The following is a 26,427-nucleotide window of genomic DNA, read 5'->3' on the forward strand; positions in this document are numbered from 1 at the left end:
GGGCTGAAGGAAGAACTGCGCCCCGTTTTCGCCGCCCATACGTCAATGCCCGGTCTCCGAGAGCGGAGATGTTCACGCCCAGATGACGGGTCGGTTTCGCACCCTCTGTGGTCGCCCATGGCAAACGCACTCCATCAGCGAAACACGCACCAGACTTACGCAGCAGAAAATCCTGATTTGCAGGGGTGTTTGCAGAGGCGTTTGGGTCTGTTGCATGATTTTTGAATCACCCGCCACGAGCGGCGATGGCTTCGATCTCGATTAGGTAGCCATGGTGAAGCTCGGGCACGGGAACGACGCTTCGGGCAGGTTTTGCGCTCCCAAGAGCTTCGGCATAAAGGCTGTCGAAAGCGGGCCAGTTCTCGATACCCACTATGTAGACCGTCATCCGCAGGACGTGCTCAGGGCCGCACCCCGCCTCCGACAAGGGGCCGAGCACGTTGACCAGCGCCTGCCGGGCTTGGGCCTCAAAGGGCTGATCGACGGTGTGAGTGCCGTCGCTCCGGATAGGGAGCTGGCCCGATACGAAGATCAGCCCTGCCCATTTGGTAGCCTGCGAGTAGTGGCCAGCCGGGACCGGCGCGGCGTTCGTTGTGACGTATTCGATCGTGGCCATGACGCGTCTCACCATCCGTTGGTGCGCGACCAAACCGCCCCTACCTGACCGGCGGCGTTCAGGACGTGGTAACGGTCATAGTGGGCGCTGGTCGCGCAAGCGTGATTGGGAAGGATGCGCACCCGCGCTCCGATCGGCAGATATGGCAGGCTTCCGACCTCCCCCTTCCGTATTGCGAGGATGCCATGCTCCTGATTTACGCCAGCCACGATCAAGCCGGGATAAGGAGTGCCGGAAAGGTCGCACACGACGCCATAGCCCTGATCCACTGCCTGTTTGGCGGTCCCCCGATCATGCGACATCGCCATCCACCCGGCATCCGTCATGATCCAGCCCTTGGCGCGCTGGTGCCCGATGATGGTGGCAAGGACCGAAACCGCGATATCCCCGACGTCAACCGAACTGACGCCTGCCTGATAGAGATCGCCGAGCATAAACACCCCAGCCCGCACTTCGGTCACGCCAGTCAGGTCGCGGGTGTAGCGGGCGGTCGGCGTAGAGCCCACGCTGACTATGGGGCAGGGAAGACCGGCAGCCCGGAGTACTTCGGCAGCCGTCACCGCAGCGGCGCGCTCGGCCTCGGCTACGTGGGCAATCGCTGCCGGATTGGTTAGTGCGTAGCTGTCGCCGGCATGGAGCAATACGCCGCGAAGGGTGGCCCCGCCTCGGGTCAGGTTTTCGCCGATCGCCACGAGGGTCGCCGCGTCGTCCGGTTGGACGCCGGAGCGGTGGCCATCTGCATCAACCTCGATCAGCACGGGAATGGCTTCCCCGGTTTGCCCGACATGCGACGCGACCGCCTCGGCCTGTTCTATGCTGTCCAGAATGATCGCAAGATCGACGCCGCCTGCCCGGATGGCCGAAACGCGAGGAAGTTTTGCGGGCGCGATCCCAACGCCATAGATGAGGTCCCGCACGCCGCTCTCGGCGAAATATTCAGCTTCGTGGAGCGTCGATACCATGGCAGGCCCTGCGGGGCCGTTCATGGCGATGCGGGCGATCTCCCGGGATTTTGCGCTCTTCAGGTGTGGGCGGAACTTAGCCCCGAGGCCTTCAATGTGAGTTCGCATCCGCTTGACGTTAGCCTGCAACTTCGCCTCATCGAGAATCAGTGAGGGTGTGTCGAGGGTTTCAAGGGGCTTGGGCTCTTGCAGCATGATGTGTCTCCCGGCTCTCACCTCCTGACTAATCACCGAACTAACGCCAGTAGCTATTAACAATCTTCGTATTTCGTATTAACATCCGACTTAATGATCGGGACCGATGACCTCCGTTTTTTCATTGCCATAGCGGCCGCCCAATCCCTTGCGGGAGCGGCGCGGGACCTTAGTGTTTCGCCACCCGCAGTAACGCAGAGGTTGCGGGGGCTGGAAGAGCGCCTCGGCGTCCATCTGGTGAATCGCGCGGGTCGCCAACTCACCCTGACGGATGAGGGTGAACTGCTGGCGGAACGAGGGCGGGAGGTGCTTGCCTCCATTAATGAGCTCGGCGACGCCCTCGCTGACCGGCGGGGCCAAGTGGTTGGGCATCTGCGGGTGATCGCGCCCTTGGGATTTGGCCGCCGTTACGTGGCCCCGGTCGCGGCCGCTTTTCAAGCCGAACATCCAAAGGTCAAAATCGACGTGCTGCTGTCGGATCGAATCGGGCGGGCCCCGGACAACACATGGGACCTTGCCATTCATGTCGGAGAAACCGGAGACGCGACCCCCCACTTGATCGTCAGCACTCTCGCTCCGAATGAAAGAATAGCCTGCGCCTCGCCCGTCTACCTCGCCAGGCATGGTGCGCCCACAGAGCCGCGCGATCTGCGCCAGCATACGTGCATCACCCTACGTGAGAATGATGAGGATGTGGCGCTCTGGCGGTTCCGGTCCCGTAAGGGGGGAGGCGAGGAGCGGGTACGGATCGAGCCGCACTTGTCGAGCAACGATGGCGGGGTCGTGCGCGGATGGGCGTTAGCCGCTCGAGGGGTGATCGTACGATCGGAATGGGATGTGGCCGATGATCTGAGGGAAGGCCGCTTGATCCGTGTCCTGAACAGCTACGACCTGCCAGCGGCGCCCGTCGTGGCCCTTATGGGATCGCGACGGCAGGCTCGCGCTGCACGGACCGGACGTTTTCTGGATGCGCTTCGGGCCACCTTGGACCCCGCACCTTGGCGCTCCAAGCTGTTGCATGATTCTTGAGATGTTCATGCCGGAACCAGATGGCCACAGCGGGTGGTTTGCAGGCCTTTCGACTTTGGCTACGATTGCCGCATGAAGGATACGATCGCCCGTTTTGCCGCTGCCACTCGCGGCATGCCCGTCTCCCATGTTTGGCGTGGACACGGTTCAGCCCTTTTCATCCAGTTTGGCATTTTGACCCCACGAGCGCGTCGTGACGGCGGCCCCGGCCAGCCGCAGGGCGAGATCGAACTCATGATTCAGTGGAGTTGGCGGATAGAGGAGCAGCGCTCCATTCTGTGCGGCAGCTGGAGCGACGAAGAGCTTTGGGAGCCGAGTTTTGCTCGTCTTCTGGGCCGGCAAGTCGAGAATATAGCGACGTTCGGGCGGCTACCTGAACTCATGCTCTCACTCTCCGGCGGACTGCACGTTTCTTCGTTCATGACAGCCGAAGGTGATCCGGCGTGGACCTTGATCGACAGGCGCGGTCCGATCACCATCACGGCGGACTGCCGCTCTGGTGTCATCGTCGATCGCGAGGAAAGCTCCGCATCGGGCTAAAAGCCCCTATAGCCGCGTTGCATAATTCTTGAATTATGCAAACACGAGCAATCCCTCACTTTACGAGCCACTCTAGTTTGACGGCGACTAACGAGCCAACTACGCCAATTACCAAAGCAAGAAGTACGGTAATGCGCCAAAACGTTTTCGCCTCATATCTATTAACGCCCTGGCCAATAGCAAAGCAAGTAGGAGGAAATAAGAAGCGTAATATAGGCATATAAAATAGGCTAGATACAAAAATATACCAAATCAAATTTAACGCCTTATGTATCGGTGCGCTCGGCGGTATATTGTCTTTATAAAATATTATAATTAAAGATAGAGATACCATTAAAGTGAACAGTAAACCCTTTAAAACAAACTCTGCTCCTATAGCATAATTATTTCGAACAACGAGAGGTGAATATATAAGTTTTAAACTAGATATTAATGTCTCGAATTCGCTTGAAATGTGTAAAACGTCTTTATCATCTCCCGATAAATCGTAATTAATGCGAGCCCCTGCGCCTTCTGCGTATGAAAATGTGATTTCAATTGAGGGTTTATTTAGAGCAAAATCTGCCTTGAAGCTAACCTCTTGTATTCGTCTTTCGTTGATATTTGGGAATTTTTTTAGAACATTTACATCATCTGTACTTACAACAGATTTATCGCTCAATTTAAATTTGATATTGTAACCGCGCTCGTACTGGCTAAAAATACTAACAATACGGTCTATGCCGCCTCCGTCAAGCTTGAAGGCTACATAGCGATTTATCGACTTTGATGTTTTACTGGGCATTTGCTGAGGCCGTAAAGCGAGCATTAGCTCGCCCGTGTATTTTCCTTAGCATCCACATAGCTCGCCAGCACTGCGCTTATGCGCCTCTGGTAGCTTTTTCCTGTGGATTTGAAGTGACCTAACGCCTTGTGGGGACAACCTGAGCGTGATTTGCTCAGTGCTCACTGGTTAGTCCTCCATCTCAGAGTCCGTTTGGAAAGTCAGGGATGAGCGTTTCTTCGGATAAGAAGGCCGCCCATGGCGACGTGGATCATGGCGGTTGAGACGTCGATGCGTTTTTCATAGTCGCGGACGAGGCGGCGCCAGCGCATCATCCATCCGAAGGTCCGCTCGACGACCCAGCGCCGGGGCAGAACATGGAAGCCCTTCTGCTGCTCGGAGCGCCGGATGATCTCGATGACGAAGTTGAGATAGGCGGCCTTGTCCATCAAGGTCAGGCGGTCGTAGGCGGCGTCGGCGAAGAGATGCTTCACCCAGGGCCAGCGCTTGCGGATGGCATCGAGGATGGCTTGCGCACCGGCGCTGTCGGAGATGTCGGCGGTCGTCAGATTGACCATCAAGAGCCGTCCGTCGGTATCGACCGCGATATGTCGCTTGCGGCCGCGTATCTTCTTGTTGGCGTCGTAACCCCTTGTTTTGGCTTGCGGAGCCTTGACCGACTGGCTGTCGATCACCGCCGCCGTGGGGCTTGCCTCGCGACCAACCCGCTCCCGGTCGAGCATCAGCTCGACATCGTGGATGGTCTGGAACAGGAAGCGCCGCGCCAGTTCGCGGAACCAGCCGTAAACCGTTCGCCAATGGCCGAAATGATGAGGCAGCATCCGCCAGCCGCAGCCCGAGCGCACCAGATAGCGCACGGCGTTGATCACCTCGCGGAAGTCCGTCTCCCGAGGCCGTCCCGTCCGTCCGGGTTTGGGCATCAAGGGCGCGATCCGGGCCCACTCCTCGTCCGTCAGGTCGCAGGGATAGCGCTTCGTCTTCTTGGCGATCTTGGCCATCCGGCCCCGGTTCTCATGTGTCCACATCCGTAATGTGAATCACATTCGCCAGCCCACCGAAACACCAATCGCCGACTTTCCAAACAGTCTCTGAGCTACGGCAGCTTTTGTGCGCGCTGAATCACGTATGGCACGGTACAGTGCTCCAGCCTGAACGCGCCCGTGTTTCGAAACCCAATAATGCCTGATGAACTTCGAACCTTGCGAGTCATCCAGGTTTGAAAGCGTCTCAAACCACTTTTGCTTCATAGCCTCTCGACTTGCTCCCGCCCCTGCCACCTTGAATAGATGGTTCTTCAAGAGGTCGAGGATGGACAGCTCGATACCCCGCTCATTGAGGGTTTCAAAGAGCGTATAGGCATCTGCTTCGTCGGAAACAATAATCTGAATAATCGAGAGTTTTTCCTTGATGTATTCTTCAATATCTGCAAGCGGCGAAAGCGTAATACGACCATCTATTGTGCAGAGTTTATTTATTTTTTCCTTAAGATTGAGATAGCAATGCAAAATTTTTCCATTGCTGAGCTTTAGGCGTCTGTTTGCCAACTCAACATCGATAGCTGATTGAGGTTTTATAGATGTTATAAACGATTTGAAAGTTTCATTATTAGTAGTGTTCATCGAGAATTTTGGATGTGTTTCTCGTGTCCTTCTATCAACGTAACCAAAGTATGTAGATTGTAGTGTCTGTGCGAGGGTATCGTTGTTTTCATGATAGAAATTTCGCATAGCCGCTAAAAGTATCAGCGATGTAGTGAGCCGTTGTTGACCGTCGATAACTTCATAGAGGCGGCCTTCTTCTACCTGCCTGACGACTATTGGGCCTAGAAAATGCTCAGTGTCATTTTGCATTCCAAAAGTGATATCGTCCCAAAACTGAGAGACTTCGTCATCTGTCCACGCAAAATCTCTTTGGTGCTCAGGGACGATGTAGTGCAACTGCCGAGAAAGGAGATCGCCAACGAATTCGTGGGATGTTTGCATAAACGTAGTCATTGGCGGTTCCCGTCTTTTGAGGTTCTTTTTGTCCCGTGGCTATTCAGGGTCTTCGGTAAGCAAGGCCGCATAGTCTCGTCCGCCATAGAATATCCGTCCAATCCGTACCTGGTCGGGGCTGATCGTGAAGGCCACCACCACGCGCCGCTCGAAGTGCGCAAGCCTCAACCCTGGGCGAATGTCATCACGCGCCACGCCCCGCTCGGGGAAAGGCTCCAGCCCCTCGCAAAAGCTGCGGATGCGGCGCACATAGCCAATTGCGACCTCGGGGCCGCCGTTGGCGTCCCTGATGTAGGCGTAGAGGGCGGCAAGGTCGCGCTCGGCGGCAGGGCGAAAGAAAACCCTACGCGCCATGCGAACGGGCGGCCTTGTCAGCGCTGAACTGCTGTTCAAGCTTGGCGAAGACCTTTTCGGCAGGCACGTCGGGCGCGGGATCGTCAAAGGCGTCGTTGATCTCACGGGCCAGTCGGGCGGCGCGCTCGGCGCGGCTCAGCTCAAAATCTTCCAGCATCCGCAAGCCAGCGCGCACCACCTCGCTGGCGTTCTGAAACCGTCCATCGGCCACCTGGCGGCTGACGAACTCCTCAAAATGGTCACCAAGGCTGACATTTGGCATGGGCGTGCTCCTTTCATTCATGATGTGGGCACGCTCTTATGATGTCAATAGATAGCAATTTCCTGACATATTTGGCGGTCTCAAATCTGAAGTGCATCACCTAACGGATTATCGGTCATCTGGTGTGGCTGCTGGGCGGCTCGCCTCGCGGTCGCAAATTCAGGTGTTCTGCCGCCGAAGCCCATAGACCAGATAAAAGGCGGCTTTCCTGATGCGGCAGCCCAAAACCTGCCAGTCCGTTTCCCAACCCGGTCCTGCCGGTCTGCTACCGATCCTTAGCAGCCGCAAGCACGGCGTGCTTCTTGCCAGAGTTCCGTGAGATCGAAGCCCTGCGGCTGAGTGGTTTGCACGACGAGGCCGCCATCTCGCGCGGCGGCCAAGGCCTCACATAAGTCTGGCGTCGCGAGCGCAGTCGCCGCGTTGAGCAGAGGTGCCGACACGCCTTCCGACAGTTCCCGGATCAAAAACGGCAGCAAGGAACGGTCGCCACGCGTCGCAAGGCCCTCGATCGCCTCGCCTCGAACGGCGTCGCAAGGATCGTCAAGGCGCGCGTGCAGCGCGGCCCGAATGTCGGGCGTATTCGCCTCGATCATCTGGCCGAGGCCAAAGGTCGCCCAGTCGCGCACATCCTCGTCCGCATCGGCCGAGAGTTCGATCAGCCCGTCGATGGCCTCCTGTGCGGCGTGACCGGTCAGCCCAGACACGACGCCGCGACGGACGCGCGTCTCTGGATGCGCGCGCAGATCAAGAAGGGCGGGTATGGCTCGCGGGTCGTGCAGATGTCCTAGAGCTGCGCACACATCCGCGAGCACGTCAGGATCACCCGGCCCCTCGCGTTCGGCCGCGAGAAGGCCCGCCAGGCCCTGGTGCCGCTCTTCCTCAAAGACCGGCTGGAAATCGGGCAAAACGTGCCCGAGCTGGCCCAGGACAGACGCGCCGACACGGCGCCTGAGCGCATCACAATCCGTGCACGCGGCGAGCGCGGCGTCGAGCACTTCGCGGCTGCCTGATCGCTGTAGAGCGGCAACTGCCGCCCAACCGGTCGGGTTGGCCTCGGATGCCTCGACCTCTTCGTCCAGGCCGATCATTGCGCGGTCGAAGAGACTTTTCAGGTCAGTTGATGGATCTGTCGACATGAACTCCTCGGAAACTTCCGAAATCCAATCCTAGAGGACCTACCCGCGCTTTCAAAATTCTTGATGGGGTGGACGGCCTGGAGATCTGCTTCCGGCCCCCTCGCAGCCACTCACGCATTCATGACGCCCTTGCTATCCGGCGGCGCGAGGCCATGCAGGATGTGACCCTCACGCCAACATCCAACCGCCTCAAACCGCATCCCCACGGCGTTCGCCGCTCCAGCCGGCTATTCCTCCACCCTCGCTCACGGCCCCGGCGCGACGCTCAGGCGGGCGAAGGGCAGCAGGGCGCCTTCGCTGGCGGCGATGACGCGGTTGGCGACGAAGCCGGCGGTGCTTTCGGGCTCGAGCAGCACCGTGACAAGCCCCGCCAGCGGCTGGTCGAGCGGCGCGTAGACATCGCCTGCGCTCGGCGCCGCCGATTGCTCCTCAAGCGTGCACTGGCCCCTGACGATCTGGCCCATGACGATCTGGCCCCTGACGATCTGGCCCGCGCCGGTGTCGGCGTCCCGCCGTGGCGTTCTTGGGATCTCATGGCCATTCCCCCGATTTTGCCGCCGACTATCGGCAGGATTGACGGGCGGTTCAATACCCGACCTCTTCGAAGCGCATCCCCATGGCGTCCACCATCATCAGCCGTCCGGCCAGCCCTGTGCCGAAGCCTGTGATCTCGCGGATCACTTCAAGCGCCATCATCGCGCCCATCATGCCTGCAAGCGCGCCAAGCACGCCGGCCTCGGCGCAGGAGGGCACCACGCCCGGCGCGGGCGGCACGGGAAACAGGTCGCGATAGGAGGGATAGCGCGCGCCGTCATCCCGCGCCGCGTGCGGCTTCAGCGTGGTCAGCGTCGCGTCGAAGCGGCCGAGCGCGGCGGTCACAAGCGTCTTGGCCTCCGCCTCGCAGGCATCCGCCACGACATAGCGCGTCGCGAAATTGTCGCAGCCATCGGCCACGACGTCGTAGTTGGCGATGAGCGCGCGTGCGTTGCGCGCCTCGATGCGGTGGGCATGGGGCTCGACGATCACCCCCGGGTTGAGCCGCGCGATCGCCTCGGCGGCGCTGGAGACCTTGGGCCGGCCGATGTCGCCCGTGCCGTGCATCACCTGCCGCTGCAGGTTGGAAAGCGAAACCGTGTCGTCATCCACGATGCCGATGGCGCCGATGCCGGCCGCGGCGAGATACATCAGAAGTGGCGCGCCCAGCCCGCCCGCGCCGATGACGAGCACACGCGCCGCGGCCAGCCGCGCCTGGCCCGGCCCGCCGATCTCCGGCAGCACGAGGTGGCGGGCATAGCGTTCGATCTCGTCGTCGCTGAGGCTCATGGCTTAAGGGTTAGCGCCCTCCGCCACGCGCTGCAATGGCGGGAACAGGCGTTGCCGGGAGCGTGACGGGACGCTGCTTTGCCGGCTGAGGGCCAGAACGGCCTTGTTTGTGGCCGTTTCGCCCCTTCTTTCCACATGCCGGGGCTTTTCCATCCCTTGCCGGCGCTTGGCGAAAGCCTATGTGCCGTGCCATCCTAGGTCCCGGTCGCGGCGGCCTAGCGTGTTCCGTCGTCAATGGGGAGGTTTTCCATGCGTTTGAAATCACTGGGGCTGGCGCTCGCCGGCGTCGCCATGTCGGCCGTCGCGGCCTTCGCCCAACAGGCCGTCACGCCCGCTGTGGTCTATGATCTGGGCGGCAAGTTCGACAAGTCCTTCAACGAGGCCGCCTACACCGGCGCCGAGCGCTTCAAGCGCGAGACCAATGTCGAGTATCGCGATTTCGAGATCCAGAACGACGCCCAGCGCGAGCAGGCCCTGCGCAATTTCGCCCAGCGCGGCCAGAACCCGATCGTCGCGGTCGGCTTCTCCTTCCGCGCGGCGCTCGAGAAGGTGGCGGCGGAATTCCCCAACACCCGCTTCTCGATCATCGACTCGGTGGTGAACCTGCCCAACGTGCAGTCCATCGTCTTCAAGGAGCATGAGGGCTCCTATCTCGTCGGCGTGCTCGCCGGAATGGCGACCAAGAAGAACACGGTCGGCTTCGTCGGCGGCATGGACATCCCGCTGATCCGCCGCTTCGCCTGCGGCTATGTGCAGGGCGTGAAGGCCGCGAGGTCCGGCGCGACCGTGATCCAGAACATGACCGGCACCACCGGCGCCGCCTTCCGCGATCCGGTGCGCGGCGGCGAACTGGCCCGCGGGCAGATCAGCCAGGGCGCGGACGTGATCTATCACGCCTCGGGCGCCACTGGCATCGGCGTGCTCCAGGCTGCGGCCGATGGCGGCGCGCTTGGCATCGGCGTCGACTCCAACCAGAATGCGCTTCATCCCGGCAAGGTGCTGACCTCGATGCTCAAGCGCGTCGATGTCGCGGTGCATGGCTCGTTCACGGCCGCCCGCGCCGGCAACTGGAAGCCCGGCACCACCGTTCTCGGCCTCGCCGAGGGCGGCGTGGACTGGGCCGACGACGCCAACAACGCGCCGCTGATCACCGCCGAGATGCGGGCCGCCGTCAGCAAGGCCGCCGACGACATCAAGGCCGGCCGCGTCGCCGTGCACGACTTCATGTCGAACAGCGCCTGCCCGGTGCAGTGAGCCCATGTCGACGCCCACCGCTGCACGTTGCATGACGGCGCTTTTCTCGTAGTGTCATGGCCGCCCTCGTGGCGGCCATCTCGTTTGATGGGCTTGGCAGGAGCCGCCGCCAGCGGTCGAGGCCGAGCTTGCGCGTCCCAGATATCCAGGTTGCCCGCTTGACCCTTCCGCCCGCCATACAGATGACCGGCATCGACAAGCGCTTCGGGGCGGTCCATGCCAACCGCGCCGTTGACATGACGGTCGAGAAGGGCACGGTCCATGGCCTGATCGGCGAGAACGGCGCGGGCAAGTCCACGCTGATGTCGATCCTGTATGGCTTCTATCACGCCGATGCGGGCGCGATCGCCATCAACGGCAAGCCCAGCCTGATCCGCACCCCGGCCGATGCGATCGGCTCCGGCATCGGCATGGTCCACCAGCACTTCATGCTGGTCGAGACCTTCACCGTGGTCGAGAACGTGATGCTCGGCGCCGAGGGCGGCGTGCTGACGGCCAGGGGCGCCTCCGCCGTCCGCGCCAGGCTGCAGGCGCTGTCCTGTTCCTATGGGATGGACGTGAACCCCGATGCGCTGGTCTCGGACCTTGCGGTGGGCGAACTCCAGCGCGTCGAGATCCTCAAGGCTCTGGTCAAGGGAGCCGACATCCTCATCCTCGACGAGCCGACCGCCGTGCTGACGCCCAGCGAGGTGGACAAGCTCTTCGTGCTGCTCAGGCGGCTGGCGGGCGAGGGCAAGACGATCATCATCGTCACCCACAAGCTGAAGGAGATCATGGCCGTGACCGACAATGTCTCGGTCATGCGTCGCGGCGCGATGGTCGGCACTGTCAGGACCGCCGCGACCACCCCCGCCGATCTGGCGGAAATGATGGTCGGCCGGCGGGTCGTGCTCACGGTGGAGAAGGGCAAGGCCAATCCCGGCCCGGTCGAGATCTCGGTGCGCGACCTCAGCGTGCGCGACGCCCGCGGCGTCGCGAGGCTCGACCATGTCAGCCTTGATGTGCGGGCCGGCGAGATCGTGGGCGTGGCCGGCGTCTCGGGCAACGGTCAGTCCGAACTGCTCGAAGCCATCGCCGGAATCCGCCGCCCGGCCGGCGGGACGGTGATGCTCGACGGGCATGCGCTCGATCCGGGCGGCGCCGACGACCCGCGCACGCTGCGGGCCAAGGGCCTTCGCCACGTGCCCGAGGACCGGCACCGCATGGGGCTGGTCAAACCCTTCGACGCGGCCGAAAGCGCCATCCTCGGCTGTGCCGACGAGCCGGGCTTTGGCCGCGGCTTCCTGCTCGACCGTGCCGCCGTGCTGGCCGACTGCGCCCGCAAGATGCAGGCCTTCGACGTGCGCCCCGCCAACCCCACCCTGCGCACGGCGCTGTTCTCGGGCGGGAACCAGCAGAAGATCGTCCTCGCCCGCGAGATCGAGCGCGATCCGAGGGTGCTGCTGATCGGCCAGCCCACGCGCGGCGTGGACATCGGCGCCATCGAGTTCATCCACAAGCGCATCATTGCCCTGCGTGATGCCGGCAAGGCCATCCTGCTCGTCTCGACCGAGCTTGACGAGGTGCTGGCCCTGTCCGACCGGGTGCTCGTGATGTGCGGCGGCCGTATCGCCGGCGAGCGCCGCCCGGAGGACACCAACGAGCAGGATATGGGCCTGCTGATGGCGGGAGTCGGCCCCGACAATCCGCGGGAAGCGGCATGAGGCTGTTCCGATGAGCGCGCGTCCCGTTCCGCTCTGGCTGACCGCCGGCGTCGTGCCGCTGGTCAATGTCGCGGTGGCCTTCCTCGCTGCCGGCGTGGTGGTCGCCATCATCGGCGAGAACCCGCTTGAGGCGCTGTCCATCATGCTGCGCGGCGCGCTCGGCTCGCAATACGGGCTGGGCTACACCCTCTACTACGCCACGAGCTTCACCTTCACGGGGCTTGCGGTCGCGGTGGCCTTCCATGCCGGCCAATTCAACATCGGCGGCGAGGGTCAGGCCCTGATGGGCGGGCTGGGCGCTGCGCTGGTGGCGCTGTCCCTTCCCTTCCTTCCATGGCCCTTGCTGCTGCCGCTCTGCGTGCTGGGGGCCGCCGCCGCCGGCGCGGCCTGGGTGCTGATCCCCGCCTGGTTGCAGGCCTATCGCGGGAGCCACATCGTCATCACCACCATCATGTTCAACTTCCTGGCGGCCACGCTGCTGGTGTATCTCTTGGTCGGCCCCATGAAGATGGCGGGCTCCATGGCCCCCGAGACGGCGAAGTTCGCGCCCGGTGCGACCTTGCCGCTGATGAACCAGATGGCCGCATGGTTCGGCGTCAGCCTGACGAGGACCCCGCTCAACCTGTCCTTTCTCTTCGCCATTCTGGCGGCCGTGGCGGTCTGGGTGCTGATCTGGCGCACGCGGCTGGGCTATGCCATCCGTACGGTAGGCGCCAATCCGGATGCGGCGGTCTATGCCGGCATTTCCCCGGCGCGCGTCACGGTGATCGCGCTGCTGATCTCGGGCGCGCTCGCCGGGCTCATGGCCACCAACGAGATCCTGGGCGTGCAGGGCCGCCTCATCAACGAGTTCACAGCCGGCGCTGGCTTCGTCGGCATCGCGGTGGCGCTGATGGGCCGCGGCCATCCATTCGGCATCGTGCTGGCTGCGCTGCTTTTCGGCGTGCTCTATCAGGGCGGCGCCGAACTCGCCTTCGACAAGCCCAAGATCACGCGCGAGATGATCATCGTCATCCAGGGCTTCGTCATCCTGTTCGCCGGCGCGCTGGAGATGATGTTCGCGGACAGGATCGCCGCTCTTTATGGCCGCGTCACGGGCCGGGAGGTCGCGGCATGATCGAGACGATCCTGCTCGCGCTTGATTCCGCCACGCGCCTGTCGGTGCCGCTGCTCTTCGCGTGTCTGGCCGGCCTGTATTCCGAGCGGGCCGGCGTCGTGGACATAGGCCTCGAGGGCAAGATGCTGATCGGCGCCTTCGCTGCGGGGGCTGTCGCTGCGGTGGTGCCCAACCCGTGGATGGGCCTTCTCGCCGCCGTCATGGCTTCGGTGCTGTTTTCCCTGGTCCACGGCTTCGCCTCGATCACACAGCGCGGCAACCAGATCGTCTCGGGCGTCGCGATCAATGTGCTGGCCTCGGGCCTCACCGCCATCCTCGGCAATGCCTGGTTCAATCAGGGCGGGCGCACGCCGCAGCTGCCGCCCTCCGCGCGATTTGGGGAATTGACGCTGCCATTCGCCGAGAGCGCGAGAAGCATTCCCGTGATCGGCCCCTTCTATGCCGAGGTCGTGTCGGGCCATTCCGTGCTGGTCTATGCCGCGCTGGCGCTGGTGCCGCTCACCTGGTTCGCGCTGTATCGCACGCGCTGGGGCCTCAGGCTGCGCGCCGTGGGCGAGAATCCCGCGGCCGTGGACACGGCCGGGCTCTCGGTGACGCGGCTGCGCTATTCCGCCGTCATCACGGCCGGCATCCTGTGCGGCTTCGGCGGCGCCTATCTCGCCATCGCCCAATCGGCTGGCTTCATCACGGACATGACCGCCGGCAAGGGCTTCATTGCGCTGGCGGCGCTGATCTTCGCCAAATGGCGGCCCCTGCCTGCGCTGGGGGCCTGCTTCCTCTTCGGCCTGCTCGATGCAGTCGCGCTGCGCATCCAGGGCGTCAGCCTGCCCGGCATCGGCCAGGTGCCGGTGCAGGCCATCCAGGCCCTGCCTTATCTCTTGACAGTGATTTTGCTGGCCGGATTCATCGGAAAGGCGACGCCTCCGCGCGCGGTCGGCGTGCCCTATCTCAAGGATCGTTCATGAACGCCGAGATCGAGGCGCTGTTCAATGCGGCGAGCGCCGCCCAGAAGCGTGCCTATGTTCCCTATTCGCGCTTTCGCGTGGGTGCGGCCCTGCGCGGTGCGTCAGGCGCCATCTATGCCGGCTGCAATGTCGAGAATGCGGCTTACCCTGTGGGTAACTGCGCCGAGGCCAGCGCCATCGCCGCCATGATCCTCGCTGGCGAAACCCGCATCGCCGAGGCGCTGGTGATCGGCGACGGGGCGGGGCTGTGCACGCCCTGCGGCGGTTGCCGCCAGCGCCTGCGCGAGTTTGCCCCCCTCACGGCGAAGGTGCATGTAGCCGGTGCCGAGGGCCTGCGCCGGAGCTTCACGGTGGAGGAGTTGCTGCCAGCCTCCTTCGGCCCCGAGAACCTCGCGAGCTGAGCGGTGGCCATGGCCTGGAGCGACCATCCCGAAACCCTTTTCGACGAGGCGGCGGCCTTCCTCGCCTTGCGCGGTGTCGCGGCGCCTGATCTCGCCATCATCCTGGGCTCTGGCCTCGGCTCACTTGCCGGCGAGGTCGAGGATGCGGTCAGCGTGCCCTATGCGGAAATCCCCGGCTTCCCCCGTGGCCAGGTCTCCGGCCATGCCAAGGCGCTGGTGTCGGGCCGGCTCGAAGGTCGCCGCGTCCTCGTCTTCGCCGGCCGTTCGCATTACTACGAGGGCGGCGATGCAGCTGCGATGAAGGTGCCGCTCGGCCTGCTCACGCGGCTGGGTTCGCCCCGCCTGCTCGCCACCAACGCAGCCGGCTCGGTCAATCCCGCTCTTGCGCCCGGCGATGTTGTGGCGATTGCCGACCACATCAGCCTTGGCTCGCCCAATCCGCTGATCGGGGACGCAGATGAGCGCCGCTTCGTGCCCATGGCGGACGCCTACAGCCCCGCCATGCGCGCCGCGCTGTCGCGCGCGGCCGGCCGGGCCGGCATGAACCTTTCGGAAGGCGTCTACATGTGGTGGAGCGGCCCGAGCTTCGAGACGCCCGCCGAGATCAGGCTGGCGCAGCGGGTCGGCGCGGATCTCGTCGGCATGTCCACCGTGCCGGAGATCATCATGGCCCGTCGCCTCGGCCTCGAGGCCGCTGCCTTGTCGATCGTCACCAATTATGGGACCGGCATGCAGGTGGTCGCGCCGAATCACGGCGAGACCAAGCACGTGGCTGACAGCGCCGCGCCGCGCCTCAAGGCGCTGGTGAGGGCGTTTCTCAAGGAGATTGCGGATGAGTGACCGCACCGAAACGGAGCGCGAGACGGCGCGGCGGGCGCTTCGCCTGCTGGACCTGACCGACCTGGGCGAGCAGGCCACCGAGGCCGGCACGCTGCAACTCTGCGCGCGGGCCGTGGCGCAGCCCGGCCCTGTGGCCGCCATCTGCATCTGGCCGCAATTCGTGAGCCTGGCGCGGCGCACGCTTCAGGGCAGCGCGGTGCGCGTCGCGACCGTCGTCAATTTTCCGGCTGGCGGCACCAATGTCGGGCGCATCTCGGGCGACACTGTGGAGGCCATAGGCGACGGCGCGGACGAGATCGACCTCGTGATGCCCTACAAGGCTTTCCTTCAGGGCTCGCCGGAGCTGGCGGAGGACATGATCGCGGAGATCAAGGCCATCTGCGAAGGCACATTGCTGAAAGTCATCCTTGAAACCGGCGCGATGCCTGATCCGGGAGCCGTCCGCGCCGCGAGCGACCTCGCCATCCGCGCAGGGGCCGATTTCATCAAGACCTCCACGGGCAAGATCGCCACCTCGGCGACGCCCGAGGCGGTGCGCACCATGCTGGGCGCCATCAGGGCAAGCGGCCGCCCCGTCGGGATAAAACCCTCAGGCGGCATCCGCACCCTGGCCGATGCCAGGCTCTATCTTGATCTGGCGGACGAGGTGATGGGCCCCGGCTGGGCCGGCCCGCGCACCTTCCGCTTCGGGGCGAGCGGGCTGCATCAGGTGCTGGTGGATGTGCTGGCGGGCGGCGGCGGCGCCGAGCCCGGCGATGGAGCATACTGATGAGCTTTCTTCCGCAGGAGATCATCCGCCGCAAGCGCGACGGGGCGGAGCTCGCTTCAGATGAGATAGCGCGGATGATCGCGGGGCTGACCAGCGGCGCCGTGACCGACAGCCAGGCCGCCGCCTTCGCCATGGCGGTGTATTTTCAGGACATGTCCACCTCGGAACGTGTCGCGCTGACCGAAGCGATGCGCGATTCAGGCGCGGTTCTCGACTGGAGCGACCTGCCCGGCCCGGCGCTCGACAAGCACTCCACCGGCGGCGTGGGCGATACGGTCTCGCTGATGCTGGGGCCTGCCGTCGCGGCTTGCGGCGGCTTCGTGCCGATGATTTCGGGGCGCGGGCTCGGGCATACGGGCGGCACCCTCGACAAGCTCGACAGCATCCCCGGCTACACGACGCAGCCTGACAATGCGCTGTTCCGCCAGGTGGTGCGCGAGGCAGGCTGCGCGATCATCGGCCAGACTGCGGATCTGGCGCCGGCCGACAAGCGGCTCTACGCGATCCGCGACGTGACGGCGACGGTCGAATCCGTGCCGCTGATCACGGCCTCGATCCTGTCCAAGAAGCTGTCGGCCGGGCTTCAGGGCCTCAGCCTCGACGTCAAGACCGGCTCGGGCGCCTTCATGCCCACGCTTGATCGTTCGCGCGAACTGGCCCGCTCGCTTGTGGCGGTGGCCAATGGCGCTGGCCTCGCCACCACCGCGCTCATCACCGACATGGACGAGCCGCTGGCCGATGCCGCCGGCAATGCGCTCGAGGTGCGCTATGCCATCGATTACCTGACCGGCGCCCGCCGCCAGCCGCGCATGCACGAGATCACGCTCGCGCTGGGGGCGGAGATGCTCGTGCTGGGCAATCTCGCCACCAGCCTTCTCGACGGCCGCCAGCGCATGGAGCGCGCCATCGCGTCCGGCGCTGCGGCCGAAGCCTTCCAGCGCATGGTGCGCGCGCTGGGCGGGCCCGCCGATCTGGTCGCGAAGCCCGACGCGCATCTCAGGGCCGCGCCCCTGGCGCGCGCGCTGGAAGCCCCGCGCTCCGGCTTCATCGAGGCCATCGACACCCGCGCCGTGGGCATCGCCGTGGTGGAGCTCGGCGGGGGGCGCTCGCGCGCCGAGGATGTGATCGACCATGCCGTGGGCTTCACCGACCTTGCCGGCAAGGGCGACGAGGTCGGCCCGGGCCGGCCGCTGGCCATCATCCATGCGCGCGACGAGGCCAGCCTGTCGCGCGCGGCGCAGGGCCTCGCCCGTGCCTATCGCATCGCGGAGCAGCCCGTCGCGCGCTCCGCAGCCGTGCTGGAGCGCATCACCGCATGACCCTTCTGCTTGCCCTCTCCGGCTGGGACCTCGAAAGCTGGCGCGCTCGCTTCCGGAGGCATCTGCCGGGCATGGACATCGTGGCGCCGGGCGAGCCCTTCGACCGCCGCTCGGTTCGTTTTGCGGCCAGCTGGAAGCATCCCGAAGGCACCCTTGCAGGCCTGCCCGTCCTGGAAGCGATCTTTTCGCTGGGTGCCGGCGTCGATCATCTTCTCACCGATGCGCGCCTGCCCGACGTGCCCATCGCCCGTGTTGTCGATCCTGACCTCACCGCGCGCATGAGCGAATACGTCGTGATGCATTGCCTGATGCTGCTGCGCCAGCAGCGCCGCTATGATCGCCAGCAGGTGGCGGCGCAGTGGCTCGATGACCGCGAGCAGCCGGCTGCCCGCCATGTCCGGGTCGGAATCCTTGGGCTCGGCGTGCTCGGGCAGGATGCCGCCGCCAGGCTTGCTGCCATGGGCTTCGATGTGGCCGGCTGGAGCCGCTCGCCCAAGGCCCTTGCCGGCCTCGCGAGCTTCGCCGGGACAGAGCAGCTCGCGCCCTTCCTGGCGCGCACCGACATCCTCGTGAACCTTCTGCCCTCGACGCCGGACACGCGCGGCTTCCTCAACCGCCGGCTCTTCGCCGGCCTTGCCCGCGATGGCCGGCTCGGCGCGCCGATGATCATCAACGCCGGGCGCGGCGCGACGCAAGCCGAGGATGACATCCTCGCCTGTCTCGACGATGGCACGCTTGGCCATGCCACGCTCGATGTCTTCAGCATCGAGCCGCTGCCCGATGCCTCGTCCTTCTGGCGCCATCCGAAGGTGACGGTCACGCCCCACAATGCCGCGATGAGCGAGCCCGACGCCATTTGCGGGCTCATCGCCGCGCAGATCGCGCGGCTCGAGCGCGGCGAGCCGCTGCAGCACCGGGTCGACGCCCGGCGCGGCTACTGACCTTGCGCGTATTGCGGCAGGCACATGCGCGCCGGCGCATCCATGCCCCTGTTCAGCGCGCCCGGCTCTGCTAACCTTGACGCTTCAGCCTTCCAGAACGGAACCTCCATGACCATTCATCCCCGCATCGAAGCCATGGCCAGCGAGATCGCCGAGTGGCGCCGCGATTTTCACCGCAACCCCGAACTGCTGTTCGATGTGCATCGAACCGCGCAGGTCGTGGCGGACAAGCTCAAATCCTTCGGCTGCGACGAGGTGGTGACCGGCATCGGCCGCACCGGCGTGGTGGCTGTGATCAAGGGCCGCGGCAAGGGCGCCGGCCCTGCTTCGGGCAAGGTCATCGGCCTGCGCGCCGACATGGACGCGCTGCCGATCGAGGAGGAAACCAACCTGCCCTATCGCTCCGGCACGCCGGGCAAGATGCACGCCTGCGGCCATGACGGCCACACCGCGATGCTGCTGGGCGCCGCGAAGTATCTTGCCGAGACGCGCGATTTCGACGGGACGGCCGTGATGATCTTCCAGCCGGCGGAAGAGGGCGGCGGCGGCGGTCGCGAGATGGTCGCGGACGGCATGATGGCGCGCTTCGGCATTCAGGAGGTCTATGGCCTGCACAACATGCCCGGACTGCCCATCGGCGCCTTCGCCGTGCGCCCCGGCCCTATGATGGCTGCGGCGGACCGCTTCCACATCAAGCTTGAGGGCAGGGGCGGCCATGCGGCCAAGCCGCACGAGTCCATCGATCCGGTCGTCGCCAGCGCGCAGATCATCATGGCGCTCCAGAGCGTGGTCTCGCGCAACGCCAATCCGCTGGAATCGCTGGTGATCTCCGTCACGGCCGTGAAGGCGGGCGAAGCCTTCAACGTCATTCCGCAGACCGCTGAGCTCAAGGGCACGGTGCGCACGCTCACAGCCGAGATGCACGATCTCGCCGAGGAGCGCCTGCGCGCCATCGTCACCGGCGTTGCCGGCGCCATGGGCTGCACCTGTGCGATCGAGTATGAGCGCGGCTATCCTGTCACCTTCAACCATGCCGAACAGACGCACTTCGCGGCGAAGGCGGCTGGCGCTGTCGTGGGGGAGGCCAATGTCGACCTGACCGTGCCGCCCACCATGGGCTCGGAGGACTTCTCCTTCATGCTGGAGGAGCGGCCGGGCTCCTACATCTTCATGGGCAATGGCGACAGCGCCGGGCTGCATCACCCCGCCTATGACTTCAACGACAAGGCCATTCCCGTGGGCGTGGCCTACTGGGTGAAGATCGCCGAAAGCGCCATGCCGGTCTGATCGGCGCAATGGCGGATGTCGACTGCATCGTGGCGGGGGCCGGCGTCGTCGGCCTCGCCATCGCCCGCGCGCTGGCGCTGGCCGGTCGCGAGGTGCTGGTGCTCGAGGCGCGCGAGGGCATCGGCACCCAGACCTCGGCCCGCAACAGCGAGGTCATCCATGCCGGCCTGTATTATCCTGAAGGCTCGCTGAAGGCCCGGCTCTGCGTCGCAGGCAAGCTGGCGCTCTATCGCTACCTCTCCGCGCGCGGCATCGGCCATGCCTGCTGCGGCAAGCTCATCGTGGCGACGGCCGAGGGCCAGATCGCGAGGCTCGCCGCGATCCGCGCCCATGGCGAGGCCGCTGGGGTGGACGATCTCTCGATCATCGGCCGCGCGCAGGTGAAGGCCATGGAGCCCGAGGTCGAGGCGCTCGCCGCCTTGTGGTCGCCCTCGACCGGCATCGTCGATTCCCACGCCTTCATGCTGTCCCTGCAGGGCGACATCGAGAATGCCGGCGGCGTCCTGGCCTTCCATGCGCCCATCGCGGCGCTGCGCCGCGAGGAGGGCGCCTTCGTGGTGTCGGTGGGCGGCCCCGACCCCGCTTCGATCCGCGCGCGCTGCCTCGTCAATGCGGCTGGCCATGGCGCTCCGGCGCTTGCCGCGCTGCTTGAGGTTTATCCGCGCGCGCGCCTGCCGCGGCAGGCCTATGCCAAGGGCAATTACTTCGCGTTGTCAGGTCGCCAGCCATTCCGCCGGCTGGTCTATCCCGTGCCGGAGGCGGCGGGGCTCGGCGTTCACGCCACGCTCGACCTTGGCGGCCGCGTGCGCTTCGGGCCAGATGTCGAGTGGGTCGAGCACGATCAGGACCTGATGGTCGATCCGGCACGCGCCGGGCGCTTCTACGCCTCGATCAGGAGCTATTGGCCGGCGCTGCCGGACGGCGCGCTCGCGCCCGACTATGCCGGCATCCGGCCCAAGCTGCATGGCCCGGGCGAGCCGATGCCCGATTTCCGGATCGAGGGCCCGGCGGCGCATGGCGTGCCAGGCTTCGCGACGCTCTTCGGCATCGAAAGCCCTGGCCTCACGGCCAGCCTCGCGATCGGCGATGAGGTGGCTGCGCTCCTTGCGGCCTAGGCCGGGGTGGGGCCGGCCTCAGTCCTTGGCGCGTTCCACATAGGTGCCATCCTCGGTCTGCACCACGATGCGGGTGCCGACGGCGATGTGGGGCGGCACCATGACCCTGACGCCATTGTTCATGATGGCGGGCTTGTAGGAGGAGGAGGCGGTCTGGTTCTTGATGGCCGGCTCTGTCTCCACGACTTCGAGCACGATGCGGGCTGGAAGCTGGATGCCGACCGCATTCTCCTCGAAGATCGAGAGCTGGCAGACCATGCCTTCCTGCAGGTAGGGCGCGTAATCCCCCACGACGTCGGCCATCACGGTCAGCTGCTCGTAGTTCTCCGGGTTCATGAAGACGAAATTTTCTCCGTCCTGGTAGAGGAAGGAGAATTCCCGATCCTCCACGAAGGCCCGCTCCACCTGCTCGGTGGTCTTGTAGCGGTGCGATGTCTTCACGCCGTCCGAAAGCCGGCGCATGTCGATCTGCGTGGTGGGCGTGCCCTTGCCGGGGAAGAAGCTCTCGGCGGAGAGGACGGCGTAAAGCCTGCCTTCGACCTCGAGAATGTTGCCCTTGCGCACGGAGCTGGCGATGACTCTGGTCACGTGATGTCCTTGGGAATAAGTCTGGCGCGAGCGCGCCCGAAACGGTGATTTCGGCCGCGTCACTGACAGATTTTGTGTTTGAAGGAAAGCCCCATGCAGCCTGCATCCGGCAAGGGCCGCACCTGGTGGAGCCGCGACGAGCACCAGCGCCGGCGGCCCTTCCTCCTGGGGCGCAACCGCATCGTGGACTCGCTGCGGGCCTGGTTCGCCGCGCGCGGCTTCGTCACGGTCGAGGGCGCCGCGCTTCAGGTCTCTCCCGGCAACGAGACGCATCTTCATGCCTTCGCCACCGACGAGGTCGGCCTCGATGGCGCGTCGCGTCGGCTTTATCTGCACACCTCGCCCGAATTCGCCGCCAAGAAGCTGCTTGCCGCCGGCGAGACGCGCATCGTCGATTTCGCCCGCGTCTTCCGCAACCGCGAGCGCAGCGCCCTGCACCATCCCGAGTTCACCATGCTCGAATGGTATCGCGCAGGCGAGCCCTACGAGCAGCTCATGGATGATGCCGCCGAGCTCTTGGCGCTGGCGGCGCGCACGGCCGGGGCGGAGCGCTTCAGCCATCGCGGCGCCGTCATGGACCCGTTCGCCCCGCCCGAGCGCCTCACCGTGGCCGAGGCTTTCCGACGCCATGCCGGTGTGGACCTCATGGCGACGCTCGATTCCGCCGGCTTGGGCGACGTGGCCGCGCTGGTCAGGCAGGCGCACGCGATCGGCCTGCGCACCGCCGATGACGACAGCTGGAGCGATGTCTACAGCCGCATCCTCTCGGACCGGGTCGAGCCCCAGCTGGGCGTCGGACGCGCCGCCATCCTGTGCGAGTATCCCATCAGCGAAGCGGCGCTGGCCCGCCCCAAGCCGGGAGATCCTCGCCTTGCGGAGCGCTTCGAGCTTTATGCCTGCGGGGTGGAGCTGGCCAACGCCTTCGCCGAACTGACCGATCCGGCCGAGCAGCGCCGTCGCTTCGAGGCGGACATGGACCTCAAGCAGGCCATCTATGGCGAGCGCTACCCAATCGACGAGGATTTGCTGGCGGCGCTGGCGCTGATGCAGCCGACCGCCGGCGTCGCACTGGGCCTCGACCGGCTGGTGATGATGGCGGTCGGCGCGAACTGTGTCGCCGATGTCATCTGGACGCCGGTGGCGGAACCGGCCATGACGCGGGCATGAGCCTTGTCCCGTCCATGAGCCTTGTCCCGTCCGTGAGCCTTGTCCCGTCCGTGCCTGACCTTGAGCCCCGCCCGGCCGCGCTGCGCAGCGCCGACGATCTGGCGCGCGCCGGCCTGATCGCGGCCTCCGACGCCCCGGCCATCGCGGCGCTGGCGCAGCGCTACGCCATCGCCGTCACGCCCGAGATGGCGGCGCTCATCGGCGCCCATCCGGATGATCCCCTGGCCCGGCAGTTCATTCCCGATCTCAGGGAGGCCCGGAACGAGCCGGAGGAGAGGCCTGATCCGATCGGCGACGCGGCCCATTCGCCGGTGGAGGGCATCGTCCATCGCTACCCTGACCGCGCTCTGGTCAAGATGCTCCATGCCTGCCCGGTCTATTGCCGCTTCTGCTTCCGGCGCGAGATGGTGGGCCCGGGCGGCGACGCTCTGACCGGAGCCGCCTTCGACCGCGCCATGGCCTACCTCGCCTCCCGCCCGGATATCTGGGAGGTGATCGTGACGGGCGGTGACCCGCTCATGCTCTCGGCGCGCCGCGTCGAGGCGCTGATGCAGGCCCTGGCCGGCATGGCGCATGTGCGGGTCGTCAGGTGGCACAGCCGCGTTCCGCTGGTCGATCCGGGCCGGATCACGCACGCCTTGGTGCGCGCGCTAAAGCTGGGCGGCAAGGCGGTCTATGTCGGCGTCCATGCCAATCATCCGCGCGAATTCACGCCCGCCGCCCGGCAGGCGCTGGCGCGGCTTGCCGATGCCGGCATCGCGCTCGTGAGCCAGTCCGTGCTGCTTCGCGGCGTCAATGCAGACCCCGGGACGCTGGCGGCGCTGATGCGCGCCTTCGTCGAGAACCGGGTGACGCCCTATTATCTGCACCACCCGGATCTCGCCCCTGGCACTGCGCATTTCCGCCTTTCGATCGCCGAAGGGCAGGCGATCATGCGGGCGCTGCGGGGTCATCTCTCGGGTCTCGCCCAGCCACTCTATGTGCTCGACATCCCCGGCGGCCACGGCAAGGCGCCCATCGGCCCCGATTATCTTGCCCCCCAGCCGGACGGGAGCTGGCGCGTCACGGACAGGCACGGCGTGGCGCATGCCTATCCGCCTCCCTCCGGCGCTCTTTCGGAGCCGCTCGCTTGACCGCCCCCGCCTCGCAGTCCGCCGCATCGCCGCACAGCGCTGCCATCATCGGCGCCGGCCCTGCCGGCCTCATCGCGGCCGAGACGCTGGCGCGCGCGGGCCTCTCCGTCACCGTGCATGAGCGCATGCCCTCGGTCGCCCGCAAGTTCCTGATGGCCGGGCGCGGCGGCCTCAACCTCACCCATTCCGAGCCGATGGAAAGATTTGCCGGCCGTTATGGCGAGGCGGCGGACTGGGTCGCCCCGCTGCTCGCCGGATATCCCCCGGCCGCGCTCATCGCGTGGTCGGAGGGGCTGGGCCAACCCACCTTCGTCGGCTCATCGGGGCGCGTCTTTCCGCAGGGCTTCAAGACCTCGCCCCTGCTGCGCGCCTGGCTGTCGCGGCTCGACGCGCTCGGCGTGCGTATCGTGACCCGCTCGGAATGGCGTGGCTGGACCGCTGCCGGCGCGCTGCGCCTCGCCGGCCCCGAAGGCGAGACGCAGGCGCGTCCGGATGTCGTGATCCTGGCCATGGGCGGTGCGAGCTGGCCACGGCTGGGCTCCAATGGCGCCTGGGCGCCGCTGCTGAGCGAGCAGGGCATTGCGGTCGTCCCGCTCAGGCCTGCCAATGTCGGTGTCAGGATCGGCTGGTCGTCCGTGCTGCGCGAGCGGTTCCACGGCGAGCCGCTCAAGCGCATCGCGCTCACCCATCAAGGCCGCACGCTGCGCGGCGAGGCGGTGCTGACGCGGGACGGGCTCGAGGGCGGTGTGGTCTATGCGCTCGGGGCGGCCATCCGCGCGGCGCTTGACGGCGCCCCCACCACGACGCTCACCATCGATCTGAGGCCCGACATCGCGCTCGATGCGCTGGCGCTCAGGCTTGATGGCCCGCGCGGCGGGGCCTCGATGGCGACGATCCTGCGCAAGCGCGCCGGCCTGTCGCCCGTGGCGGCAGGCCTCGTGCGGGAGGCGGGACCCTTGCCCGCCGGGCCCAGCGCGCTGGCGCGGCGCATCAAGGCCGCCGCCTTTGCGGTAACCGGCTTGTCCGCCTTCGATCGTGCGATCTCGTCGGCCGGGGGCGTCAGCCGCGCGGAACTCGATGAACGCCTGATGCTGAGAGCCAGGCCCGGCATCTTCGCCGCCGGCGAGATGCTGGACTGGGAAGCCCCGACGGGGGGCTATCTGCTTCAGGCCAGCTTCGCCAGCGGCGTCGCCGCCGCGCATGGGGCGCTGGCCTGGCTTGGCAGGCCGCTCGAAGCGTGAGGGTGGGTCCGGTCCGCATGCCGGACCGAGCCGATGTCAGCGCCGATCTCAGCGCCGATCTCAGCGCCGGCGCGGCGGAGGCCGCCGATTGCCGCCAGCGGGCGCGCCCACAGCTGCGGTCTTCTGCCGGAAGTTGATCCGGCCGCGATCGAGATCGTAGGGCGACATTTCCACGACGACGCGATCCCCCGCAATGGTGCGGATGCGGTTCTTCTTCATCTTGCCGGCGGCATAGGCCAGCACGATGTGGTCATTGTCCAGCTTGACGCGGAAATGGCCGTCCGGCAGCACTTCAGCGACAGTTCCATCAAACTCGAGCAGCTCTTCCTTTGCCATCCAGACTCCATCCGGTTTTTGCGTGTCGAGGCCATGTCGGCCCGCTTCCGTGCGCTGCTCATAGCGCTTCGCGTCGAAAAGGAAAAGCATGATGCACGCAATGCCGCCGTCCTGCCCATGCCGGGGGCTGCGCCCGTGGGCGGGCGCCCGATGATCGCGCTGGCGGCCCATGGCTTCGAGGCCATGATCGGCCCGGCCTGCGGAGCCGTCGTCACGCAGCTTCGCTGGCGCGCGCCCTCGGGCGCCGTTCACGATCTGCTGTTCAGCCCGGCCGGGCTGAACCCGCAGACTGCCCAGCCCAACCGTTTCGGGCTCTGGCCGATGGTGCCCTTCGCCAATCGCGCCTTCGGCGGCATCGTGGATGATGGCCAACGCCGCATCCAGCTCCCGTTAAACGATCCGGCCACTGGCTCGGCCATTCATGGCTTCGGCTGGCAATCGCCCTGGCAGGTGGTTGCGCAAGGCCGTGACAGCGCCAGGCTGCGCCATGAGCGGGCGGCGGATGCCGCAGCGCCCTATGCCTATGCGGCGACGCTCGACATCGGCCTTCAGGCCGGCGGCGCGCGGCTCCTCCTGGCCGTCACCAACACGGGCGATGAGGCCTTGCCCTTCGGCATCGGCTTTCATCCCTGGCTGCCGCGCGCGCCGGATACGATCCTGACCATCCGCGCGCGCCAGGCGCTCGCCCTCGGCCCTGGCTATCGCGCGACCGGCGTGGTGGATCTGCCCGGCGGCGGGCGCTTTGGCGCGGGCGCGAGCCTGCCTGTGGGCGAGGAGGTGGCGCAGAGCCTCATTGACTGGACGGGGGAGGCGCTTTTCACCTCGCGCGCTTCAGGCCTCTCGATCGTCATCGCGGCCGACCACAGCCTGCGCCACCCGGTGCTGTGGAGCCCTCCCGGTGCGGATTTCGTCTGCTTCGAGCCCCAGAGCCATGGCATCGGCGCGCCGAGCGAAGCGGCTGCGCGCGCCGTCACGCCGCTGGCTTCGCTGGCGCCCGGAGAGGCCCTGTCCGGCTGGATGACGATCGGCGCCACGGAGGCCTGACCAAGACAGGCC

The 26,427-nt window shown here is 65.7% G+C and carries 29 protein-coding genes; 17 read left to right on the forward strand and 12 right to left on the reverse strand.

The window, feature by feature from the left end:
* Window positions 1-226: 226 nt before the first annotated feature.
* Window positions 227-631, reverse strand: a complete 405-nt coding sequence (locus HEQ16_03110; protein MCO4053046.1) for a RidA family protein — start codon at window positions 629-631, stop codon at window positions 227-229.
* Window positions 625-1,773, reverse strand: coding sequence for a DSD1 family PLP-dependent enzyme (locus HEQ16_03115; GenBank protein ID MCO4053047.1), 1,149 nt, complete (start codon window positions 1,771-1,773; stop codon window positions 625-627). Before HEQ16_03115 ends, HEQ16_03110 begins: the two co-directional genes overlap by 7 nt.
* A gap of 93 nt (window positions 1,774-1,866) precedes the next feature.
* Between HEQ16_03115 and HEQ16_03120 the strand changes: the two genes are divergently transcribed.
* Both HEQ16_03120 and HEQ16_03125 read left to right on the forward strand, forming a co-directional pair.
* Window positions 1,867-2,802: a LysR family transcriptional regulator gene (locus HEQ16_03120; GenBank protein ID MCO4053048.1), complete on the forward strand. Its 936-nt coding sequence runs from the start codon at window positions 1,867-1,869 to the stop codon at window positions 2,800-2,802.
* Between the two features lie 72 nt (window positions 2,803-2,874).
* Window positions 2,875-3,342 (forward strand): hypothetical protein, encoded by a 468-nt coding sequence (locus HEQ16_03125; GenBank protein ID MCO4053049.1) that lies wholly within the window; start codon window positions 2,875-2,877, stop codon window positions 3,340-3,342.
* Between the two features lie 55 nt (window positions 3,343-3,397).
* On the opposite strand, the gene HEQ16_03130 is transcribed toward HEQ16_03125, so the two are convergent.
* The 8 genes from HEQ16_03130 to moeB all read right to left on the reverse strand — a co-directional run bounded on the left by HEQ16_03130 (window position 3,398) and on the right by moeB (window position 9,195).
* Window positions 3,398-4,126: a hypothetical protein gene (locus HEQ16_03130; GenBank protein ID MCO4053050.1), complete on the reverse strand. Its 729-nt coding sequence runs from the start codon at window positions 4,124-4,126 to the stop codon at window positions 3,398-3,400.
* 200 nt (window positions 4,127-4,326) lie between these two features.
* A complete protein-coding gene (locus HEQ16_03135) occupies window positions 4,327-5,151 on the reverse strand; it encodes an IS5 family transposase (protein ID MCO4053051.1) in 825 nt (274 codons plus the stop codon).
* Window positions 5,152-5,163: 12 nt separating this feature from the next.
* Window positions 5,164-6,120: a DUF262 domain-containing protein gene (locus tag HEQ16_03140; GenBank protein ID MCO4053052.1), complete on the reverse strand. Its 957-nt coding sequence runs from the start codon at window positions 6,118-6,120 to the stop codon at window positions 5,164-5,166.
* 39 nt (window positions 6,121-6,159) lie between these two features.
* A complete protein-coding gene (locus HEQ16_03145) occupies window positions 6,160-6,474 on the reverse strand; it encodes a type II toxin-antitoxin system RelE/ParE family toxin (protein ID MCO4053053.1) in 315 nt (104 codons plus the stop codon).
* Window positions 6,464-6,736, reverse strand: coding sequence for a type II toxin-antitoxin system ParD family antitoxin (locus HEQ16_03150; protein MCO4053054.1), 273 nt, complete (start codon window positions 6,734-6,736; stop codon window positions 6,464-6,466). The genes HEQ16_03145 and HEQ16_03150 overlap by 11 nt, the downstream gene beginning before the upstream one ends.
* A 275-nt stretch (window positions 6,737-7,011) precedes the next feature.
* Window positions 7,012-7,872 (reverse strand): hypothetical protein, encoded by an 861-nt coding sequence (locus tag HEQ16_03155; protein ID MCO4053055.1) that lies wholly within the window; start codon window positions 7,870-7,872, stop codon window positions 7,012-7,014.
* A 245-nt stretch (window positions 7,873-8,117) separates the two neighbouring features.
* Complete coding sequence (locus HEQ16_03160) at window positions 8,118-8,336, reverse strand: hypothetical protein (protein MCO4053056.1); 219 nt, start codon at window positions 8,334-8,336, stop codon at window positions 8,118-8,120.
* 121 nt (window positions 8,337-8,457) lie between these two features.
* Window positions 8,458-9,195 (reverse strand): molybdopterin-synthase adenylyltransferase MoeB, encoded by a 738-nt coding sequence (moeB, locus tag HEQ16_03165; GenBank protein ID MCO4053057.1) that lies wholly within the window; start codon window positions 9,193-9,195, stop codon window positions 8,458-8,460.
* Between the two features lie 249 nt (window positions 9,196-9,444).
* Between moeB and HEQ16_03170 the strand changes: the two genes are divergently transcribed.
* From HEQ16_03170 to HEQ16_03220, 11 genes are all read left to right on the forward strand, one after another.
* Window positions 9,445-10,449, forward strand: a complete 1,005-nt coding sequence (locus HEQ16_03170; protein ID MCO4053058.1) for a BMP family ABC transporter substrate-binding protein — start codon at window positions 9,445-9,447, stop codon at window positions 10,447-10,449.
* Between the two features lie 158 nt (window positions 10,450-10,607).
* A complete protein-coding gene (locus HEQ16_03175) occupies window positions 10,608-12,152 on the forward strand; it encodes an ABC transporter ATP-binding protein (GenBank protein MCO4053059.1) in 1,545 nt (514 codons plus the stop codon).
* Window positions 12,153-12,162: 10 nt separating this feature from the next.
* Complete coding sequence (locus tag HEQ16_03180) at window positions 12,163-13,269, forward strand: ABC transporter permease (protein MCO4053060.1); 1,107 nt, start codon at window positions 12,163-12,165, stop codon at window positions 13,267-13,269.
* Entirely contained in the window at window positions 13,266-14,234 is a 969-nt protein-coding gene (locus tag HEQ16_03185; GenBank protein MCO4053061.1) for an ABC transporter permease, read from the forward strand. Before HEQ16_03180 ends, HEQ16_03185 begins: the two co-directional genes overlap by 4 nt.
* The gene (locus HEQ16_03190) at window positions 14,231-14,635 is read left to right on the forward strand and encodes a cytidine deaminase (protein ID MCO4053062.1); all 405 of its coding nucleotides are present in this window, start codon (window positions 14,231-14,233) and stop codon (window positions 14,633-14,635) included. Before HEQ16_03185 ends, HEQ16_03190 begins: the two co-directional genes overlap by 4 nt.
* 9 nt (window positions 14,636-14,644) lie before the next feature.
* Window positions 14,645-15,475, forward strand: a complete 831-nt coding sequence (locus tag HEQ16_03195; protein ID MCO4053063.1) for a purine-nucleoside phosphorylase — start codon at window positions 14,645-14,647, stop codon at window positions 15,473-15,475.
* Window positions 15,468-16,244 carry a deoxyribose-phosphate aldolase gene (gene deoC, locus HEQ16_03200; protein MCO4053064.1) on the forward strand — a complete coding sequence of 259 codons (777 nt, stop codon included), beginning with the start codon at window positions 15,468-15,470 and terminating at the stop codon, window positions 16,242-16,244. The genes HEQ16_03195 and deoC overlap by 8 nt, the downstream gene beginning before the upstream one ends.
* The gene (deoA, locus tag HEQ16_03205; protein ID MCO4053065.1) at window positions 16,244-17,563 is read left to right on the forward strand and encodes a thymidine phosphorylase; all 1,320 of its coding nucleotides are present in this window, start codon (window positions 16,244-16,246) and stop codon (window positions 17,561-17,563) included. The genes deoC and deoA overlap by 1 nt, the downstream gene beginning before the upstream one ends.
* Complete coding sequence (locus tag HEQ16_03210) at window positions 17,560-18,504, forward strand: glyoxylate/hydroxypyruvate reductase A (GenBank protein MCO4053066.1); 945 nt, start codon at window positions 17,560-17,562, stop codon at window positions 18,502-18,504. Before deoA ends, HEQ16_03210 begins: the two co-directional genes overlap by 4 nt.
* A gap of 108 nt (window positions 18,505-18,612) precedes the next feature.
* Window positions 18,613-19,791 (forward strand): amidohydrolase, encoded by a 1,179-nt coding sequence (locus HEQ16_03215; protein ID MCO4053067.1) that lies wholly within the window; start codon window positions 18,613-18,615, stop codon window positions 19,789-19,791.
* 8 nt (window positions 19,792-19,799) lie between these two features.
* A complete protein-coding gene (locus HEQ16_03220; GenBank protein MCO4053068.1) occupies window positions 19,800-20,906 on the forward strand; it encodes an NAD(P)/FAD-dependent oxidoreductase in 1,107 nt (368 codons plus the stop codon).
* An 18-nt stretch (window positions 20,907-20,924) separates the two neighbouring features.
* On the opposite strand, the gene efp is transcribed toward HEQ16_03220, so the two are convergent.
* Entirely contained in the window at window positions 20,925-21,494 is a 570-nt protein-coding gene (gene efp, locus HEQ16_03225; protein MCO4053069.1) for an elongation factor P, read from the reverse strand.
* A gap of 93 nt (window positions 21,495-21,587) precedes the next feature.
* On the opposite strand from efp, the gene genX reads away from it, so the two are divergent.
* Genes genX through HEQ16_03240 form a run of 3 tightly spaced genes read left to right on the forward strand, consistent with a single transcriptional unit; the run spans window position 21,588 to window position 25,035 of the window.
* The gene (gene genX / locus HEQ16_03230; protein ID MCO4053070.1) at window positions 21,588-22,661 is read left to right on the forward strand and encodes an EF-P lysine aminoacylase GenX; all 1,074 of its coding nucleotides are present in this window, start codon (window positions 21,588-21,590) and stop codon (window positions 22,659-22,661) included.
* Between the two features lie 14 nt (window positions 22,662-22,675).
* Window positions 22,676-23,794 carry a lysine-2,3-aminomutase-like protein gene (locus tag HEQ16_03235; GenBank protein ID MCO4053071.1) on the forward strand — a complete coding sequence of 373 codons (1,119 nt, stop codon included), beginning with the start codon at window positions 22,676-22,678 and terminating at the stop codon, window positions 23,792-23,794.
* A 44-nt stretch (window positions 23,795-23,838) separates the two neighbouring features.
* The gene (locus HEQ16_03240; GenBank protein MCO4053072.1) at window positions 23,839-25,035 is read left to right on the forward strand and encodes a TIGR03862 family flavoprotein; all 1,197 of its coding nucleotides are present in this window, start codon (window positions 23,839-23,841) and stop codon (window positions 25,033-25,035) included.
* Window positions 25,036-25,095: 60 nt separating this feature from the next.
* On the opposite strand, the gene infA is transcribed toward HEQ16_03240, so the two are convergent.
* Window positions 25,096-25,371: a translation initiation factor IF-1 gene (gene infA / locus HEQ16_03245; protein MCO4053073.1), complete on the reverse strand. Its 276-nt coding sequence runs from the start codon at window positions 25,369-25,371 to the stop codon at window positions 25,096-25,098.
* Window positions 25,372-25,404: 33 nt separating this feature from the next.
* On the opposite strand from infA, the gene HEQ16_03250 reads away from it, so the two are divergent.
* Entirely contained in the window at window positions 25,405-26,415 is a 1,011-nt protein-coding gene (locus tag HEQ16_03250) for a hypothetical protein (protein MCO4053074.1), read from the forward strand.
* The last annotated feature ends 12 nt before the right edge of the window (window positions 26,416-26,427 follow it).

This window comes from Bosea sp. (in: a-proteobacteria), assembly GCA_023910605.1.
GTDB lineage: Bacteria > Pseudomonadota > Alphaproteobacteria > Rhizobiales > Beijerinckiaceae > Allobosea.